Annotated in this window: 8 protein-coding genes; 4 read left to right on the top strand and 4 right to left on the bottom strand. The window is 66.5% G+C overall.

The genetic code is table 11. From position 1 onward, the window contains the following. Window positions 1-168 precede the first annotated feature (168 nt). Complete coding sequence (locus tag VT03_RS18495) at window positions 169-2,907, bottom strand: HEAT repeat domain-containing protein (protein ID WP_075094350.1); 2,739 nt, start codon at window positions 2,905-2,907, stop codon at window positions 169-171. A 716-nt stretch (window positions 2,908-3,623) separates the two neighbouring features. Here VT03_RS18495 and VT03_RS18500 point away from each other — a divergent pair. Then, entirely contained in the window at window positions 3,624-6,734 is a 3,111-nt protein-coding gene (locus tag VT03_RS18500; protein WP_075094351.1) for a matrixin family metalloprotease, read from the top strand. Between the two features lie 196 nt (window positions 6,735-6,930). Beyond that, window positions 6,931-7,476: a hypothetical protein gene (locus VT03_RS18505; RefSeq protein WP_075094352.1), complete on the top strand. Its 546-nt coding sequence runs from the start codon at window positions 6,931-6,933 to the stop codon at window positions 7,474-7,476. A 406-nt stretch (window positions 7,477-7,882) separates the two neighbouring features. On the opposite strand, the gene lysS is transcribed toward VT03_RS18505, so the two are convergent. Continuing rightward, complete coding sequence (lysS, locus tag VT03_RS18510) at window positions 7,883-9,421, bottom strand: lysine--tRNA ligase (protein ID WP_075094353.1); 1,539 nt, start codon at window positions 9,419-9,421, stop codon at window positions 7,883-7,885. Window positions 9,422-9,659: 238 nt separating this feature from the next. Here lysS and VT03_RS18515 point away from each other — a divergent pair, with 238 nt between their 5' ends. Continuing rightward, complete coding sequence (locus tag VT03_RS18515; RefSeq protein WP_156514599.1) at window positions 9,660-12,638, top strand: FG-GAP-like repeat-containing protein; 2,979 nt, start codon at window positions 9,660-9,662, stop codon at window positions 12,636-12,638. Window positions 12,639-12,967: 329 nt separating this feature from the next. Here the strand turns inward: VT03_RS18515 and VT03_RS18520 are convergent, their stop codons facing one another. After that, window positions 12,968-14,254, bottom strand: a complete 1,287-nt coding sequence (locus tag VT03_RS18520) for a glycoside hydrolase family 15 protein (protein ID WP_231870471.1) — start codon at window positions 14,252-14,254, stop codon at window positions 12,968-12,970. A 213-nt stretch (window positions 14,255-14,467) separates the two neighbouring features. On the opposite strand from VT03_RS18520, the gene ribH reads away from it, so the two are divergent. Continuing rightward, window positions 14,468-14,938 carry a 6,7-dimethyl-8-ribityllumazine synthase gene (gene ribH, locus VT03_RS18525; RefSeq protein ID WP_075094355.1) on the top strand — a complete coding sequence of 157 codons (471 nt, stop codon included), beginning with the start codon at window positions 14,468-14,470 and terminating at the stop codon, window positions 14,936-14,938. 26 nt (window positions 14,939-14,964) lie between these two features. Here ribH and VT03_RS18530 read toward each other — a convergent pair whose 3' ends face one another. Beyond that, on the bottom strand, window positions 14,965-15,588 hold the full coding sequence (locus VT03_RS18530; RefSeq protein WP_075094356.1) for a hypothetical protein: 624 nt from the start codon (window positions 15,586-15,588) through the stop codon (window positions 14,965-14,967). Window positions 15,589-15,697 lie beyond the last annotated feature (109 nt).

The raw sequence follows: 15,697 nt of genomic DNA on the forward strand, positions 1-15,697 counted from the left end.
CAGAATCCCTGGTCCGCTCAATGAGCCTGATCGCTCGGAACTGCAAGACTTTAGAAGATTTGGCGATTTCGCATCCAGACCAGTCTTGACCGGAATGCGGGCCCGCTCGCCCTCTGGCCCGCTCCCGCCGCGGACCCCGCCCGCGGGGCGTGGGTGGTCTCGTCTATCTCAGTATGTCAGAACGAGTTGCGCGAACGCCTGGTGGAGCGTGTCGGCGTCGACGTTGGCCGCGTTGGCGGTCGCGATCGGGTCGGTCGTGCCGTACAGCTCCTCGAATCCGCGGCCGGGAAGGAGGCAGGCGTAGCCGACCTGGAGGATCACGTTGTCGTTGTGGTACGGCCGGTATTCGATCCCCGCGCTGAGGTCGACCCCAATCGTCTTGTCGAGGTCGTCCTGGAACGTGAACCGCTCCAGCACCGACGTCTCGTCGAACTCCAGGTAGTTGGCGTTCGTGACCAGCCGCAGCTTGGGGGTGATCTCGAAGTCCATCCCCAGGTTGAACAGGAGCAGACCGGGGTTCACGAAGTTCGACTGCCCCTGGAACTTGTTCGACACCAGGTCCGGGAACAGGCTGTTGCGGCCCGTCAGACCGACGTTGAACAGCTGGATCTGCTGCCGCTGCCAGAAGCTGAACTCGCCCCCGGCGAAGTTCGGGTTGTCGAGGATGCCGTCGAAGCCGTTCGCGTTGCCGTCCTTCGGATCGTCGTCCCCCGAGGCCCACAGAAACGAGGCCCGGAACCGGATCCAGTCCCGGTCGTAGGAGAGCTCGATGGCGGCGAGCTGGGCGTTGATGTCCTGCTGCTGGCCGGCGATCGGGTTCGAACTGTCCTTGCCGACGACCCAGTAGAAGGAGTTCGAGACGTTGACCCGTCCCATGTGCCCTTCGCCCGTGAAGCCGAGGTAGGTCGCTTCGACCTTGTGCGGGGCCGCGTTCCCCGCCGCGTCCGGGCGGACGAGGAAGCCGTTCTTGTCGAACCGCTTGCTCGGCCCGTCGATGTTGTGGTGGATGCTGGCCTGCGCCGTGTAGCCGGGGAAGACGAAGTCCTGCCGGTAGTAGTTGGCAATGAACACGTCCTGGTTGCGGTCGCTGAACGTGTTGAGCTGGCTGTTGGTGTCCTTCTCCGCCTGATTGAAGTAGACGAGGTTGAACTGGTCGCGGTTGGCGAACCGCGTACCGAACAGCCGCACGCCGCGGTTGATGTCCGAGAAGATGAAGCCGCGGAAGTCGCTGGTGAACGGCTGCGACCCGATGCGGGCCGACAGGAAGTCGTAGTCCGGGCTGAGGTCCGCGAGCTTGGCTTCGAGGAAGTATTCTTCGATGGCCAGGAAGTTGTCCTGGCGGGTCGTGCCGCGGCGGACGTCGGGATTGACGACGCCGAGCTCGTTCACGTCGAGGTAGTTGAAGTTGAAGATCGGGGTGACACGGACCGCCCAGTCGATCGGCTTGAACGCGCTGTTGCCGTGGAACAGCTCGACGCTCAGCCTGAAGAAGTTCGTCGTGAAGTACTGGTTCGGGTCGCCGAAGAACTCCTGCTGGCCCGGGTTGACCGTACTTTCGAACGGCGTCGTGGCGGTCGGGACCTGGCGGTACTCGTTGATGAGCAGCGCCTGGCCGGTCAGCTTGAGGAAGGTGTGCTGGCCGATGACCGGGAAGTCCCCCTTGAGGACGTTCTCGTTGTACGGGTCCCACCAGTGCCCTTCCTGGTACGGGTAGTCGTCGACCGGGGGGTGCCCCTTGCCGTACCGGTCCCAGGCGGGGGAGCCGGAGCGCCACCGGTCGGCGAGCGGGACGAAGTGGCTGTCGAGCTGGTAGTCCTCGGCGGCGACGCTGGAGCGGCCGGTGTAGCCTAGCGGGGCGTCGACGGGATGCGTGAAGAAGCCGGCGTCCGGATCCTCGAAGGAGGGATCGGTAAAGACGTCGTCGGAGGGGAACAGCGGACGATCGAGGACCTCCGGGCGGACCCGGCCCATGCCGTCGAGGCTGGCGAGGCCGTCTCCCATCAGGCTCCGCGATTCGCCCGGCGCGTACTCGGCGGGGAAGAAGGGGTCGCCCGGGAAGGGCGTCGTCTCGTCACCGGTGCTCGCGAGCTGCGCGAAGGGGAGGCCGAGCGTCGCGCTGCCGATGGCGGCGGTGCCGACATCTCCCTCGCTCTCCAGGCCGGACCGGTTCCCGGCCCGCCGCAGTGCGGGAGGAGCCGAGGGGGCCGGCGATTCCGAGGGTTCCCACCAGTCCGTATTGACGGAGATCCGGACCGCCTCCGGCTCCTCGGTCGCCGGATTGGCGGCGGGAGGGGACGGGAACTGCGGCTCGGCCGGGCGGAGAGACGTCCGCGGCCGCGAAGGAGACGGGGCGGCGTCGCCGATCGACTTGCGGGCGGGAATCGGGCTGGTCGTGGCGGGGACGTTGCCGAAGTCGGCGAGCGCCAGGCGGGCCTTGGCCTGGACGATCGCGTTGCGGTCGTCCAGCGTCAGCGCCCGGATCTGCTCCATGGCGGCTGAGTTGAGTTCGTATCGGCCGGAGACTTCGACCGCCTGACCCCGGACATGACTGTCGGAGTCGGACAGGAGGGCCAGCAGCGCCTCCTCGGCCGAGATGTCCTGGTCCAGGTCGCGGATCGAGCTCTGGGCCTCCGCGTCGAAGGCCTGCAGGAACTCCTCGAGCGGGACCTCGGAGAGCGGCCGCCGCCCGCCGGCCGGGGCGATCGCCGCGCGGCTCGAACGGAAGGGGCGGGCCGCTCCCTCCTCCGCCGCGGGGATGTCGTCAGCCCAGACGACGGAGGTGGCCGGCGCGAGGCCGACCGAGAGCGAGAGGAACAGTCCGGCAAGCGGTCTTCGCAGGCGGCGACGAGGCCAGCTGACGCGAAGACCGTGACTGGTCCGCTTGCACGACGCAGGGAGGATTGGCATGGCGTTCACATCGATTCTCAAGAGACGCACATGGACATCTGGCCGGACCCTGGTGAGATACAGCCCGCTCGCGCGTCCTGCCCGACCGTGTGCCTATGGCTCGTGTCCCCGCGGGGGTCGAGTTCGTCTCCCGGGGGGAGGGCGACAAAGTCCCGCGAGGCCATCCACCGCACACTTGATGGGGGCAACTCCAACGACGCGACTGGCCGTTTTGGGCGATTGGTTTCGCCTTGACAAGCAGAGTTTTCGAAATCCTCCGAAATCGCATGCCAAGGGGTCTCAAAACTGGCAGAAGCTGCCGCCGACAAGCAAATTCACAGGGTGCGAATGATTTGAGCGCGAAGGGAACCGGTTGATTCCGCTGGTCCTCGCAGCCCTCTTCAAGGCCGTCCGAGCTCTCTGCGAGCCGATGCGAATTCAGGAGACGTTGAAGGTCCGGGGAGAGCGCCGGCGACCGCGATCCCGGTCAACGGCAGCGGCTGCCGGACTGAGAGACTTTTCCGTCTATTCCGATTGTGCCGTCTTTGTCGACTGGATATCTGACCAGCCTCGGTCCGATCGACTGACTGGGGCGCTGCCTAAGTGCGGCGCCCATTGTGTCGACAGATCCGCCATGCAGTTCACGGAACGATTGCCGGACGGGACTCCTCCTCTTCGAGTTGCCGCTCAATAGATGTCCGGGCCGGGCGGCCAGTGATTCACAGTCGGAGCAAGCCATGGATTGGCTCAACAGCGTACGCCGGCACTTGACCAACAGCGATCGCCGGGTCCGGTCGACAGGACGCGAGATCTCCGTGGCCCAGGTCGAAGTCCTCGAAGAACGGGCGGTCCTCGGCGCACTCGCGCCGCTGCCGACCTCCGAGACCCCGACCACACTCTCGAGCGGATCGTCGAGCGAGACCGTCGCGTCCTCCTCCACGCCTCCAGCCGCTCCCACGACTCCCCCGACGACCGCAGAGACCACTCCGCCGGCTCCGACGACAACGACGACGACCACCGAAACGTCGCTCGTTGACGCTTCGGCCGAAGATCAGCAGATGACCTTCGATGAGCCGGAGGCGAGCCCGCACTCCTCCGCCCCGGCGACCGAGAGCTCCAGCGGCGAGAGCCTCGATCCCTCCGTGACGATGGCCTCCGAATCGGGCCCCGCCGCGGACTCCGGGACGAACTCGTCGACCACCACGGCCGCCGACTCCGCGCCGCCGCAGGAACTGGACGCCACCACCGATCAGCCGCCCGGCAACGTCTTCGTCGACAACGAGACGATGGCGGACTACGAGTTCTCCAAGACCAATATCCCGTGGTGGGACAGCGAGTCCCAGCCGGTCGTCATCAAGTACGACTTCCGCACGGAAGCGGGCTACGAGAACGAGATCACCGAGGAACAGATCGCCGCCGCCGAGCAGGCCCTCCAGGCGTGGTCGGACGCGAGCGGCGGACGGATCACCTGGGTCCGCGACACGGAAGCGGCGGCCGAGGACATCCTCAACATCGGCGTCGGCGACCTGGGGGCCCTGGGCTACAACAGCTCGGCCGAAGGGACGCTGGGGATCAGCAAGAGCAAGCTCGACAACGCCGAAGGGGGCGGGCGGACCGTCATCGGGACGATCTGGCTCGACAACGCCGAGACCTGGGACAACACGATCGGAAACGGCAACCCGGCCGGCACCAAGGACTTCTTCACGGTCTTTGCCCATGAAGCGGGCCACGCGATGGGCCTCGAGGACGACCTCGGGAGCAGCATCGGCGCGGTGATGAACCCGCAGTACCTGATCGAGCGCGGGGTCGCGGGGATCGCGGAAGCCTACAAGACCGCGATCTTCTTCCCGCGGCCCGAGCCCGGGTCGCCGCTCGACGGCTATGCCGTCCATAACCTCGGCGCCGGGTTCCCGCAGCTGACGCAGGTGGAAGTCGGCCAGCTCCTCGACCGGGCCTCGGCCGCCTCCGCTTCGCAGGACGCGATCATCGCCATCGTCGACCGCAACGGGATCATTCTCGGCGTCCGCGTGGAGCAGGACGTCCTCAACACGATCGTCGATCCCGCCGTCCTGGCGTTCGCGATCGACGGCGCGGTGGCCAAGGCCCGCTCGGCCTGCTTCTTCTCGAGCAACGCCGGTCCGATTACCTCGCGGACCGTCCGCAACCTCAGCCAGACGACGATCACCCAGCGGGAAGTCCAGGGGAATCCGAACATCACGGATCCGAACTCGACGATCCGCGGTCCGGGGTTCGTCGCCCCGATCGGCCTGGGGGCTCACTTCCCGGCCGACGTCACCTACACCCCGCCCGTCGACCTGTTCGCGATCGAGCACACGAACCGCGACAGCTTCTCGAACCCCGGTGCCGACAACATCAAGGGGACGGCGGACGACATCGACTACCTGTATCGCCTGAACATCAATCCGGCCTTCGTCCCGGCCGGGCAGACGATCGTCCCGCCGCTGGCCTACGGTGAGCAGCGGTACGGCTCCGCCGATCTGGCCCAGGCGAACAACAGCTCGTTCCAGGGCCGCGGCATCGCCACGCTCCCCGGCGGTCTGGGAATCTACCGCGACACGGACGGGAACGGGCTCGGCGATACGCTGATCGCCGGCATCGGGGTCTTCTTCCCCGGCGCGGACGGTTATGCGACCTTTGAACAGGGCTTCGTCAACGGCGTGGGGCAGACGTCCCTTGAGCGAACGAATGCTCCGAAAGTGCTTGAAGCCGAGTACATCGCGTTTGCCGCCCTGGGCGGCAGCCGTGGAGCGGCGGTCGCCGGAGCGGCTGGAGCGGTGGTCGGCGACATCGCGGGGATTCCGCCGGTGGCGGGTCTCGACCTGCTGTTCGGTCATATCGCGCTCGTCGGCATCAACCTGGAGATCTACGGTCCGCGGCCGGGGGTCAACGGGGTCCGCGACCTGCTGAACCTGGGAATCCAGGAAGGGGTCTCGAGCGGAGCCAACCAGGAAGTCCTGGCGGCCGGCGTCACCGTGCAAGGGGGTGGCGTGGTCGGAGCCGCGACCCTCCTTGACGGACAGGCGGTCGCGTCGGGAACGCTCGTGACTCCGCACAACTCCGCCGTGCCGGGCGGCCTGACGGCGGCCGACGTCCAACAGATTATCAACCAGGGGATTGCCGGGGCCGATGTGACCCGCTCGGCGATCCGCCTCGATGCCGACTTTACCCCCGGAGCGCGGAGCAAGATGGTCATCGCCATCACCGACACGACCGGGGAAGTCCTCGGTTTGTTCCGGATGGACGACTCCCTGGTGGACGCCCTGGAGGTGACGGTGGCCAAGGCCCGCAACGCGGCCTACTACGCCGACGCCGCCAAGCTGGCGCTCCATCCGGAAGACCAGGTGGCGGGGCTCCCCCCCGGCACGGCGGTCACGGGCCGGACATTCCGCTTCCTGGCAGGCCCGCGGTATCCGGACGGCGTGGACCTTTCCCCTCCGGGACCCTGGTCGATCCTTCAGGACGCCGGTCCGGCGGGGATCGATCCCCTGACGGGCGAGAACATCGGTGCGGCGGCGCCAGCCTCGCTCTTTGACAGCGTCCTCGGGTTCGACTCGTTCAACCCGCAGACGAACTTCCGGGACGACAGCAACCTCGCCAACCGCAGCGGCGTGGCGTTCTTCCCCGGCAGCATCCCGCTCTACAAGAACGGCGTGTTGGTCGGCGGCCTGGGGGTCTCCGGTGACGGGGTCGACCAGAACGACGTCGTGACCTTCCTGGCGGCTCAGGGCTTCCTGCCTGACGGCGTCACGACTCAGCGGGCCGACCAGACGGCGGTCAACGGAGTCCGGTTGCCGTTCCTCAAGTTCAACCGCAACCCGTTCGGCTGATAGCGCAGGCGGTTCCGGGCGGCCGATCAATCGGCAGCCCGGAATCGGCTTACCCAGTTTCACAGACCCGCAAAACCGGCTCTTCGTGACTGTTCCGGGCAACTGCTACCCGGAACCGTTGCTGCAGCGTCCTGTTCCCAGGCCGATAGGCTTAGGGACGGGGTCACGCAGTCAACAGGTCAGGAGGGCCGGGCAGATGCGGTGCGCGTTCTCATTTCTTGTGCTGGCGGCCGGAGCGCTGTTGTCGATCCAGGCTGAAGCGGGCGATTGGTTCCATCGGGGCTGCTGTGAAGACCGGATGGCGCGGGCGGGCTACGCCAACGAGTGGTCTCGGTGGGCGAGCTGCACTTACGACGACGGGTACCTCGGTTACTACGTCGGTGGTGGAGCGAAGCGGCGGTCCCGGGGTGGCGAGCCGCGTTACTGCCATGAGGGGACGTTCGGGATCGACTATTCGCCGATCGTTCCGGGCTTCCGGGAGTCGGTGGCGCTGAACTGGTGGCATGGCAAGCGGTACCAGGGTGGACCGGGCCAGTACGAGTCGGACCTCAAGAACAAGCCGTTCTACAACTTCCGCCGGACGCGGAAGGGGTCGGAAGAAGAAGAGGAAGTGCTGGAAGAGCCGGAAGAGTTTGGAGAGCACGGCGAGGGAGCCGGGCATGGTGAAGGGGCTGGTCACGGGGGTGCTGCGGGGCATGGACCGATGGGTCATGGTCCGGCCGCTCCGCCGGCGGGCCACTGACAGATCGTCGCAACTGAAGAATCCACCGACCGCGGCGTCTCAGGGCGCCGCGGTTTTGTTTTTTGAGCAGTGCGCCAGACAGCCGGGTCCAGGGTCCCCCTGGTGGGGAGTGCAGAAGGGCAACGCCCCTTTGCCCGCCGGAGGCCTGGCTCGTCGGACACTGTCGGAAGGAGTACGTGCCCAAGCGCGGACAACGTGCCGCGTGCCCCCTCAACAACCCGCGGGGATTGCAAAGCGAGCGGTGTGCTGTGAGGGAGTCCTCAACGCTGGTACCACAAAGCGTTCGCCCGTTGTTTACAACGGTTCCTCACAGGAGTGCCTCCGGCGGCAAGGGGTTCCCCCCTTGACCCCTGTTGCCGTGGCACATCGGGTTTGAGCGAGCAGAGTCGTGCCGGCAAGCGCGCCCTCACGATGGCGACGGAACCTCGGGCGTCCCACCACTGATCCCCCGCGGCGCTTCAGGCTTCAACAACGGGAAGAAGATCACGTCCCGAATGCTGCGACAGTTCAGCAGCAGCATGATCAGACGATCGATCCCGATCCCCAACCCACCGGCCGGCGGCATCCCGGTCTTGAGCGCCGTCACAAACTCGGTGTCCATCTTGGCCATCGAGTCCTCTTCAGACATCCCGGCCAGCTGCGTCCGGAACAACTCCTCCTGCAACAGCGGATCGTTGAGCTCCGTGTAAGCGTTCGCCAGCTCCATCCCATGCACGAACAGCTCAAACCGCTCGGCGATATCCGGGTTGCCCCGCTTCCGCTTCGTCAGCGGACAGAGCGACGACGGGTAATCGGTCACGAATACCGGACCGACAAGACTGTCCTCGACATACGCCTCGAACAGCTCGCTGATAATGACGTCCGGATGAACCCCCTGGGTCTCGATCCCCCGCTTCTTCGCCACTTCCGTCACCGCCGCCGAGTCCGCCATGTCGACCCCGACATGCTCGCGGAACAGGTCACCATACGTCCGCCGCTGCCACGGCGGCGTGAAGTCGACTTCCTTGTCCCCCCAGGGCATGACGAGCCGCTCGGGGGCTTCCGTCCCGGCCAGCTTCGCCCGCTCGGTGACGACGACCCGGGCGGCGTTCGTGATGATCGCCTCCGTGAGGTCCATCATCGACTCGTAGTTGCCGTAGGCCTGATAGATCTCGATCATCGTGAACTCAGGATTGTGCGTGGCATCAATCCCTTCGTTCCGGAAGACGCGGCTCATTTCGTAGACCCGCTCGATCCCGCCCACCATCAGCCGCTTGAGATGCAGCTCGAGGGCAATCCGGAGATAGAGAGGAATATCGAGCGTGTTGTGGTGCGTGATGAACGGCCGAGCCGCCGCCCCGCCGGCAACGGCGTGCAGCACCGGGGTCTCGACCTCCAGGAACCGCCGCTCGTTCAGCGTGTTGCGGACCGACTGCAGGATCTTGGTGCGGAGCTGCATCCGCTCCACGACCCCCTCAGTGTAGATCAGGTCGAGGTGGCGGTGCCGCAGGAGAATTTCGATGTCCTCGACGCCGTGGAACTTCTCCGGCGGCTGGGCCAGCGACTTGCAGAGGATCTGCAGCGCCTTGATGCCGATCGTGATCTCGCCGGTCCGGGTCCGCTTGACCGGGCCGTCGACGCCGATGATGTCCCCCAGGTCGAGCTCTTCGATGAGCGCCCAGGCGTTCTCGTCGATATCCGCCTTGCTCACCATGAGCTGGATCTGGCCGGACATGTCGAGGATGTGGAAGAACTTGAGCTTGCCGCGGTCGTTGCGGCGGAGAATCCGGCCCGCGACGCGGACGGTCTCGCCGTCAATGCCGTTCTCAGCCGGGGCTTTGGCGCGGACTTCGCGGATCGGCAGATGGTCGTCGAACCGCTGGCCCCACGGGTCGTGGCCAAGGGCTTCGATCTTCTGGAGCTTTTCGATGCGGACCGCTTCGAGGCGGTCGGGAGCGGTGGACATGACGGACTTCGGGAAGGCTGATGAACGGGTCGGACGCCGGCACGTTTTCGCGGCACAACCGCACCGCGGAACGCACTGGCGGAACCGCGAAGTATGTGGAACCGGCCGCGGCAGGTAAACCGTGCGATTTCCGTGAGGAGAAGACCCGCGGCGTTTCCGCAGGTTCGACCTCCTCTCCCGACGGGTGTAGGCTGTGAGGGCCCCGTTTCCGCGTTCGCTCCGCCGCCTCGCCCGACACGTGCGTAATCCCTTGCTGCTCGCCGATCGCCGCGTGCTCCTGTGCGGGCTGGTGGGAATCGCCATCTGGGGCTGCTCACCGGCCCCTTCCTCCGGCCCCATGCCCCCTTCCTCGCCGTCGGCATCGGACCGACTGCCGGAGGCGCGGGCGGCCATGAAGGGGGGAAAGCTCGAAGACGCGTTTGCGATTGCCGATGCGATGGCGGCCGGAACGGGACCGCAGCGGAACGCGGCACTGCTGATTGCCGGCGAAGTTCGTCAGCGGCAGAAGCGGTTCGACGAGGCGGTCGACCTGTTCCTGCGGATCGACGAAGTGGCGGACGAGTTCGTGATCGCCCGGCAGACGGCGGGCGACCTCCGGCTGCACCAGGGGCGGCTCAGCGACGCGGAATCGATCTGGCGGTCGACCCTGAGCCGCGCACCGACGGACGAGTTCACACTCAATCGCCTCGCACTCGTCCTGGGATTGCAGGGGCGGCGGTGGGAGGCTCGTCTTTTTCTGGAGACCGTTGTCCGACAGGGGACCTGCACGGCGCAGAACCTCCTGCTGCTAGGGGATCTCGACCGGACCTTGAACGTCGAGACCGAGGCGGAGCAGTATCGAGCCGCGGCGCCCGAGGACGTGGCGGCCCTCATCGGCTTGGCCAAGGTTCGCCGTGAGCAGGGGCGGTTCGACGATGCGGTGGCACTCCTGGAGAAGGTCGTCGCCACGCGGGAGGATCTGGACGAGGCGTGGGTCGAACTGGGACTGCTGGCGAGCGACCGCGGTGAGGCCGCCTTTGACGCCTGGGTCCGCCGGATCGCGGCGCGGCCGACGCTTCGGGAGCATCCGACGTTCTGGCTCGCCCTGGGACGGCATGAGCAGGCGGCGGGGCGGCGCGAGACGGCGGCCCGCTGCTTCTATCAGGCGGCGCGGCTGAACCCGAACTCGATCCCCGCGCACTATCAGCTCGGGCAGCTCCTGACCGCGCTCAAGCGGACCGCCGACAGCGAACCGTTTCTCCTCCGGGCCGCGCGGCTGGAGCAACTGGCGGGCGTGCTGAACCGGCTTCATTCCGACCCGACGGCGGAACTCATGCTGGAGACGGCAGATCACCTCGACGCACTCGGGCGGCCCTGGGAGGCACGGCTGTGGATCCGCTTCGTCTGGCAGGCGGAACCGGCCCGGCAGCCGCAGATCCGCGAACGGCTCGCCCGCCGCGAGTCGGCTCTGGCGGACGACACCGTGCCGTTTGTCCTTCCGGAAACGTGCCCCGCTTTCCAGGTCGATCTCTCCGCTCTCCCGCTGCCGAAGCTGGCTCCTGCGGCACCCGGCTCCTCCGTCCCGGAGTCGACGTCCTCAGGGGCGTTCGCCTTCCGGTTCGAAGACGACGCTCCGGCGGCGGGGATCGAGATGACGTACTTCAACAGCGCCGACCCCGCGACCGAGGGGATGCGGATGTTCGAGTTCACCGGCGGCGGAGTCGGTGCGGCGGACTTCGATCGTGATGGCTGGCCCGACCTCTATTTGACACAGGGCTGCGTCCTTCCCCCGAGGCCCCAGACCTCGGCTGATCTGTCCCGGCTGGATCAGCTCTACCGCAACCGCGGCAACGGGACGTTTGCGAACGCGACCGCCGGGAGCACGATCATCGAGCCCCGCTTCGGCCAGGGGCTGGCCTGGGGAGACGTCAATCACGACGGGTTCCCGGACCTCTATGTCGGGAACCTCGGGCCGAACGCTCTGTTCCTGAACAACGGCGACGGGACATTTTCAGAGGTGACCGCCGACCTCTCGGACGGCGGCGGGGACGCCTGGACCACGAGTGTCGGGATGGCGGACCTCGACGGGGACGGGGCGGTCGACCTGTATGCCGCCAACTACCTCGCTGGTGACGAGATCTATACGAAGATGTGCGTGACCGATGGCCGTCCGCGGGCCTGCCTTCCGATCGTGTTCCCCGCCGCGCCCGATGCGTTCCACCAGGGGACGGGCGACGGACGATTCGTCGAACGGACGAAGGCGGCCGGGTTCGATGTCCCGCTCGGCAATGGCCTGGGACTGCTGGTCGCGGACTTCGACGGCAGCCGGACGCTCGACGTGTTCGTCGCCAACGACGCGGTTCCGAACTTCTTCTTCAGCCGCGACTCCGCTGATCCGGGAGCCCCCTTCACCGATGTCGCCTTTGCGAACGGCACTGCAGTCGATGCGGAGGGGCGGCCACAGGCCTGCATGGGGGTCGCGGCGGACGATCTCGATGGCGATGGGGATCTCGATCTGTTCGTGACGAACTTCTATCTGGAGTCGAACACCTTCTACGAGAACCACGGAGAGGGGCTGTTCCGGGATGCGACGCGCGACGCGGGGCTGAAGGAGCCGGGCTACAAGCTCCTCGGGTTCGGGACCCAGGCGATCGATGGCGACAACGACGGGCGGCCGGAGCTCGTTATTGCCAACGGCCACATTGACGACTTTTCCTTTAAGGACATTCCGTTCCGGATGCCGCCGCTGTTTCTCTCGCGATCCGCACAGGGCCGCTTTGTCGAAGCGGCTCCGAAGGCGATGGGGCCGTACTTTGAGAAGGAGTGGTTGGGGCGGGGGCTGGCGATGCTCGACTGGAACCGCGATGGGCGTGAGGACTTCGTTGTGACACATCTCGAAGACCCCGCGGCTCTGCTGACGAACCGGACGGCGACGGGTGGCCGGTGGCTGAGTGTTGAACTGGTGGGTCGCGAGTCTCCTCGGCACCCCGTCGGTGCGCAGGTCACTGTCTCATCGGGCGAGACCAGGCGGACGCGGTTCCTCACGGCCGGTTGCGGTTATCAGGCGAGCAACTCGCCGCTGCTGCACTTTGGGCTTGGGTCGGCGGGGGAAGTGGCGACGGTCGAGGTTCGCTGGCCGAGTGGTCGGATGCAGCGGTTTGAGGTGGTCCCGCTCGACCGGGAAGTCGTGTGTGTGGAAGGGGAGCCAAACATCGTTCCCAAAGTAGTCATCCGATAAAGGCCTCACCGGGTCCAGGGGCACCCTGGTCAGGGGATGCAAGGGGGAGAATCCCCCTTGCCCGCCGGAGGCCTGGCCGTCGAGAGATGTCTGAAGGAGATCGTGTCCAAGCGCGGACACCGTACCGTATGCCCCCTCACCAACCCGCAGGGATTCCAGGGCGAGCGTGGAGTCCTCAACGCCGGTCCCACAAAGGGGACGTCCGTTGTGTACCACGGTTCCTCACAGGAGTGCCTCCGGCGGCAAGGGGGTGAGACCCCCTTGACCCCGGCTGCCGTGGAACGTTGGGTTTGAGCTATGGACGCCGCGCCGGCAAGGACGCGGGTCAGCTACCGAGACAGGCTGTGCGCCATCTGCTCCAGACCAAGCCGGAGATTGGCCTGCGTCCACAGCAGCGGCGTGATGTCATTGGGAACCCACTTCCCCTTCTCGCAGTAATACGACTCGGGCAGTTTCCACGGACCGAACTTCGACTCCGCCGGCGTCAACTGCTTCAGCGCCCGCTCGAGGAAGAACCGCTGTCGAGCCAGATCCGCCTCGCTGCGAGACGTCTCATACCGCCGCCCATAGATCACGGAGATGATCGAATCGAAGATGCACCACTGCGCCTCCATCCCCTCCCGCAGAAGAGCGTTGCGGGCTTCCAGATCGTCGCTGAAATCGGCGGTCCGCAGCTCGGTCGAGAGGAGCGTCTTGTAATCCGCACACCAGTAAGAGTCGCCGATGTACCGGCGGATCCCGATCGGCCCCATCAGGTGCTTCTCGACGTTGGCGATGATCGCGTCCGCCATCGCGCCGTCCACAACCTCCATCGGATAGATCAGGAACAGGAGCGCGGCGTCGTACTTACGGTTCTTCAGCGGATCGGCCTGCACGCACTCGGCCGGCAGGATCCCATCCAGAGCCTTCTTTCCCTGGCTCTCCAGCCGCGACAGCAGCGCCTGCAGCACCGGAGCCCGCCCCGCTTCGCCGAGGAACGCGTCGAGTTCCTTGAGCGCAGCGAGAGCGACCCCGACGCTCGAGGCCGCGATCTTCCGGACCTCTTCCCAGTGACCGCTGTCCTCATCCTCCCAGTACTTCACCTTGTCCCAGAAGCGGACGATGTCGAGCACGACCTCCCGCTGATCGGCGGTCAGGGTCAGGTGCCCCTGCCGGGCCAGCCGGGCCGTCAGCCACACGAAGTAGCCGAGGGCGTCGTTCTGGGCGTGGGCCCACTTTTCTTCCAGCTCGCTCAGCGTCCGGCCGTCGAAGCGGATGTGCGGCCGGTTCATCGGGTTCGAGTAGTCGATGTCCTCCGCCTCGATCGTCGTCATCCGGTGACGATGCTTGGTGAAGTAGTCGAGGAGCGTGTTCACGCACTGCACTGCGACATCGACCTGCCCGATCGCCAGATGGGCGTGGGCGATGTGCATGTTGTCCCGCACCCAGATGTGCTGGTAGCCCGTCGTTTCGAAGTCCTCCGCCGTCCCCGCCGCCGCGGAGAAGAGCCCGTTCTGGAGCCGGGGGAAGTGGAATGTCCCCTGCTCCTCCAGAAACGCGATCAGCGAGCGGACATCGGACTCGGTCTTGAGAGCGGGGGCCCAATCGGCCACAGCGGTCGTCTTCCAGTTCGTCACTTCGATTCCTCCTTGGGAACCTGCGATGTTAAGGGGCCGGAAATCCAACGCAACTCGATGCGTCTGAGCGGATTGTGCCGGGCGCTTGCATCCGAAGTGCCGATTCGCTGGTCCGGTGGGCCGGCAGCCGCTGGACCGGGACTCCGCGGCGCGGATAGGATCGCCGATTCGTCAGAACAGTCCCCCGCGACGTCCTCCTTCGGCCCGGTCTCCATGCCCCGCGTCATCGACACCCCGCTCCTGGCTCAGAATTCCGATCGGTTCGCGATCGTCGTGTCGCGGTTCAACGACCTCATCACCGGACGGCTGATGGAAGGGGCGGTCTCGACGCTGACCCGTCACGGGGCGGACGAGGGGAAGATCACCGTCGCCTGGGTGCCGGGGTCGTATGAGCTGCCGCTCGCGAGCGAGAAGCTGGCCGCTTCCGGAGAGTATGAGGCGGTCATCGCCCTGGGGGCCGTGATCCAGGGGGAGACGACGCACCACGACTACATCAACCACGCCATGGCGCAGGGGCTGATGCAGGCGAGCCAGCGGACCGGCGTACCGATCCTCTTCGGCGTCCTGACCTGCGAGAACCTCGACCAGGCGCTGAACCGCGCCGGCGGCAAGGTTGGCAACAAGGGGACCGAGGCGGCGCTGGCGGCGATCGAGATGGTGAACCTGCTCCGCAAGCTCGGCTGAAAGAGCCTTCCACGGCCGACGGAGTGCTACGCGACGGTCGGCTTGGAAACCTTGGCCGCGATCGGGAGTCCGAACCAGTTCCGTGTCTCCGGGCGGCCGAGGGACCGGAAGGCGGCCGTCAGGATCGCGACGAAGGCGAGCGTGACCGCCATCACGTAGACCCGGCCATACCATGGGATCGGGATACCGTCGCTCTGAAGCCGGGCGAACGGCACCAGGACCGCGAATCCGACGAACCAGAGGACGCTGAGCGCCGAGACGAGCCGCCACGTCCACCAGGCCCACCGGCGGCCGGCCACGAGTCCGCCGAAGAGCGCGAGGGTCGGCAGGTGGAGATAGGTCGACCAGTAGCCGATCCGCCCCTCCTGTCGGACGATCCGATCGCTCAGCTCGAGGGCGAAGAACGCCAGAAAGACGATGTTCGCGGCCAGGGCGATCCGGACTCCTGCGGGCAAGGGCGGGCTGCTTTGCCGTGATCCTGTCCAGACCAGCGTGACACCGACCGCGAGCAGACTCCCCGCCACCCCCAGCACGGCCCCGCGGGCGAAGGTCCACAGTCCGTCCTCCAGCCGCCCCATGACGACCGGAACGATGAGCGCCAGGGCCGAGAAGAAGACGGCCCAGCCGATCGGAACGAAAGCCTGCCGCATGTGACTCTCCCGCCAGCGAGGGATGAGAAACTCCCGGCCAACTACGAATCGCCTGCACGTCCCGTGGGCGCCTTCTGGTGAAAACTCCCGCTTCGTCGGGCGGAACCGC

This window comes from Planctomyces sp. SH-PL14, assembly GCF_001610835.1.
In the GTDB taxonomy this organism is placed as follows: Bacteria; Planctomycetota; Planctomycetia; order Planctomycetales; family Planctomycetaceae; genus Planctomyces_A.

Bases quoted from the DNA above. Each gene is read 5' to 3' on its own strand.
- VT03_RS18500 (WP_075094351.1), top strand. From the start codon at position 3,624: ATGGATTGGCTCAACAGCGTACGCCGGCACTTGACCAACAGCGATCGC.
- VT03_RS18495 (WP_075094350.1), bottom strand. From the start codon at position 2,907: ATGCCAATCCTCCCTGCGTCGTGCAAGCGGACCAGTCACGGTCTTCGC.
- VT03_RS18530 (WP_075094356.1), bottom strand. From the start codon at position 15,588: ATGCGGCAGGCTTTCGTTCCGATCGGCTGGGCCGTCTTCTTCTCGGCC.
- VT03_RS18505 (WP_075094352.1), top strand. From the start codon at position 6,931: ATGCGGTGCGCGTTCTCATTTCTTGTGCTGGCGGCCGGAGCGCTGTTG.
- lysS (WP_075094353.1), bottom strand. From the start codon at position 9,421: ATGTCCACCGCTCCCGACCGCCTCGAAGCGGTCCGCATCGAAAAGCTC.
- ribH (WP_075094355.1), top strand. From the start codon at position 14,468: ATGCCCCGCGTCATCGACACCCCGCTCCTGGCTCAGAATTCCGATCGG.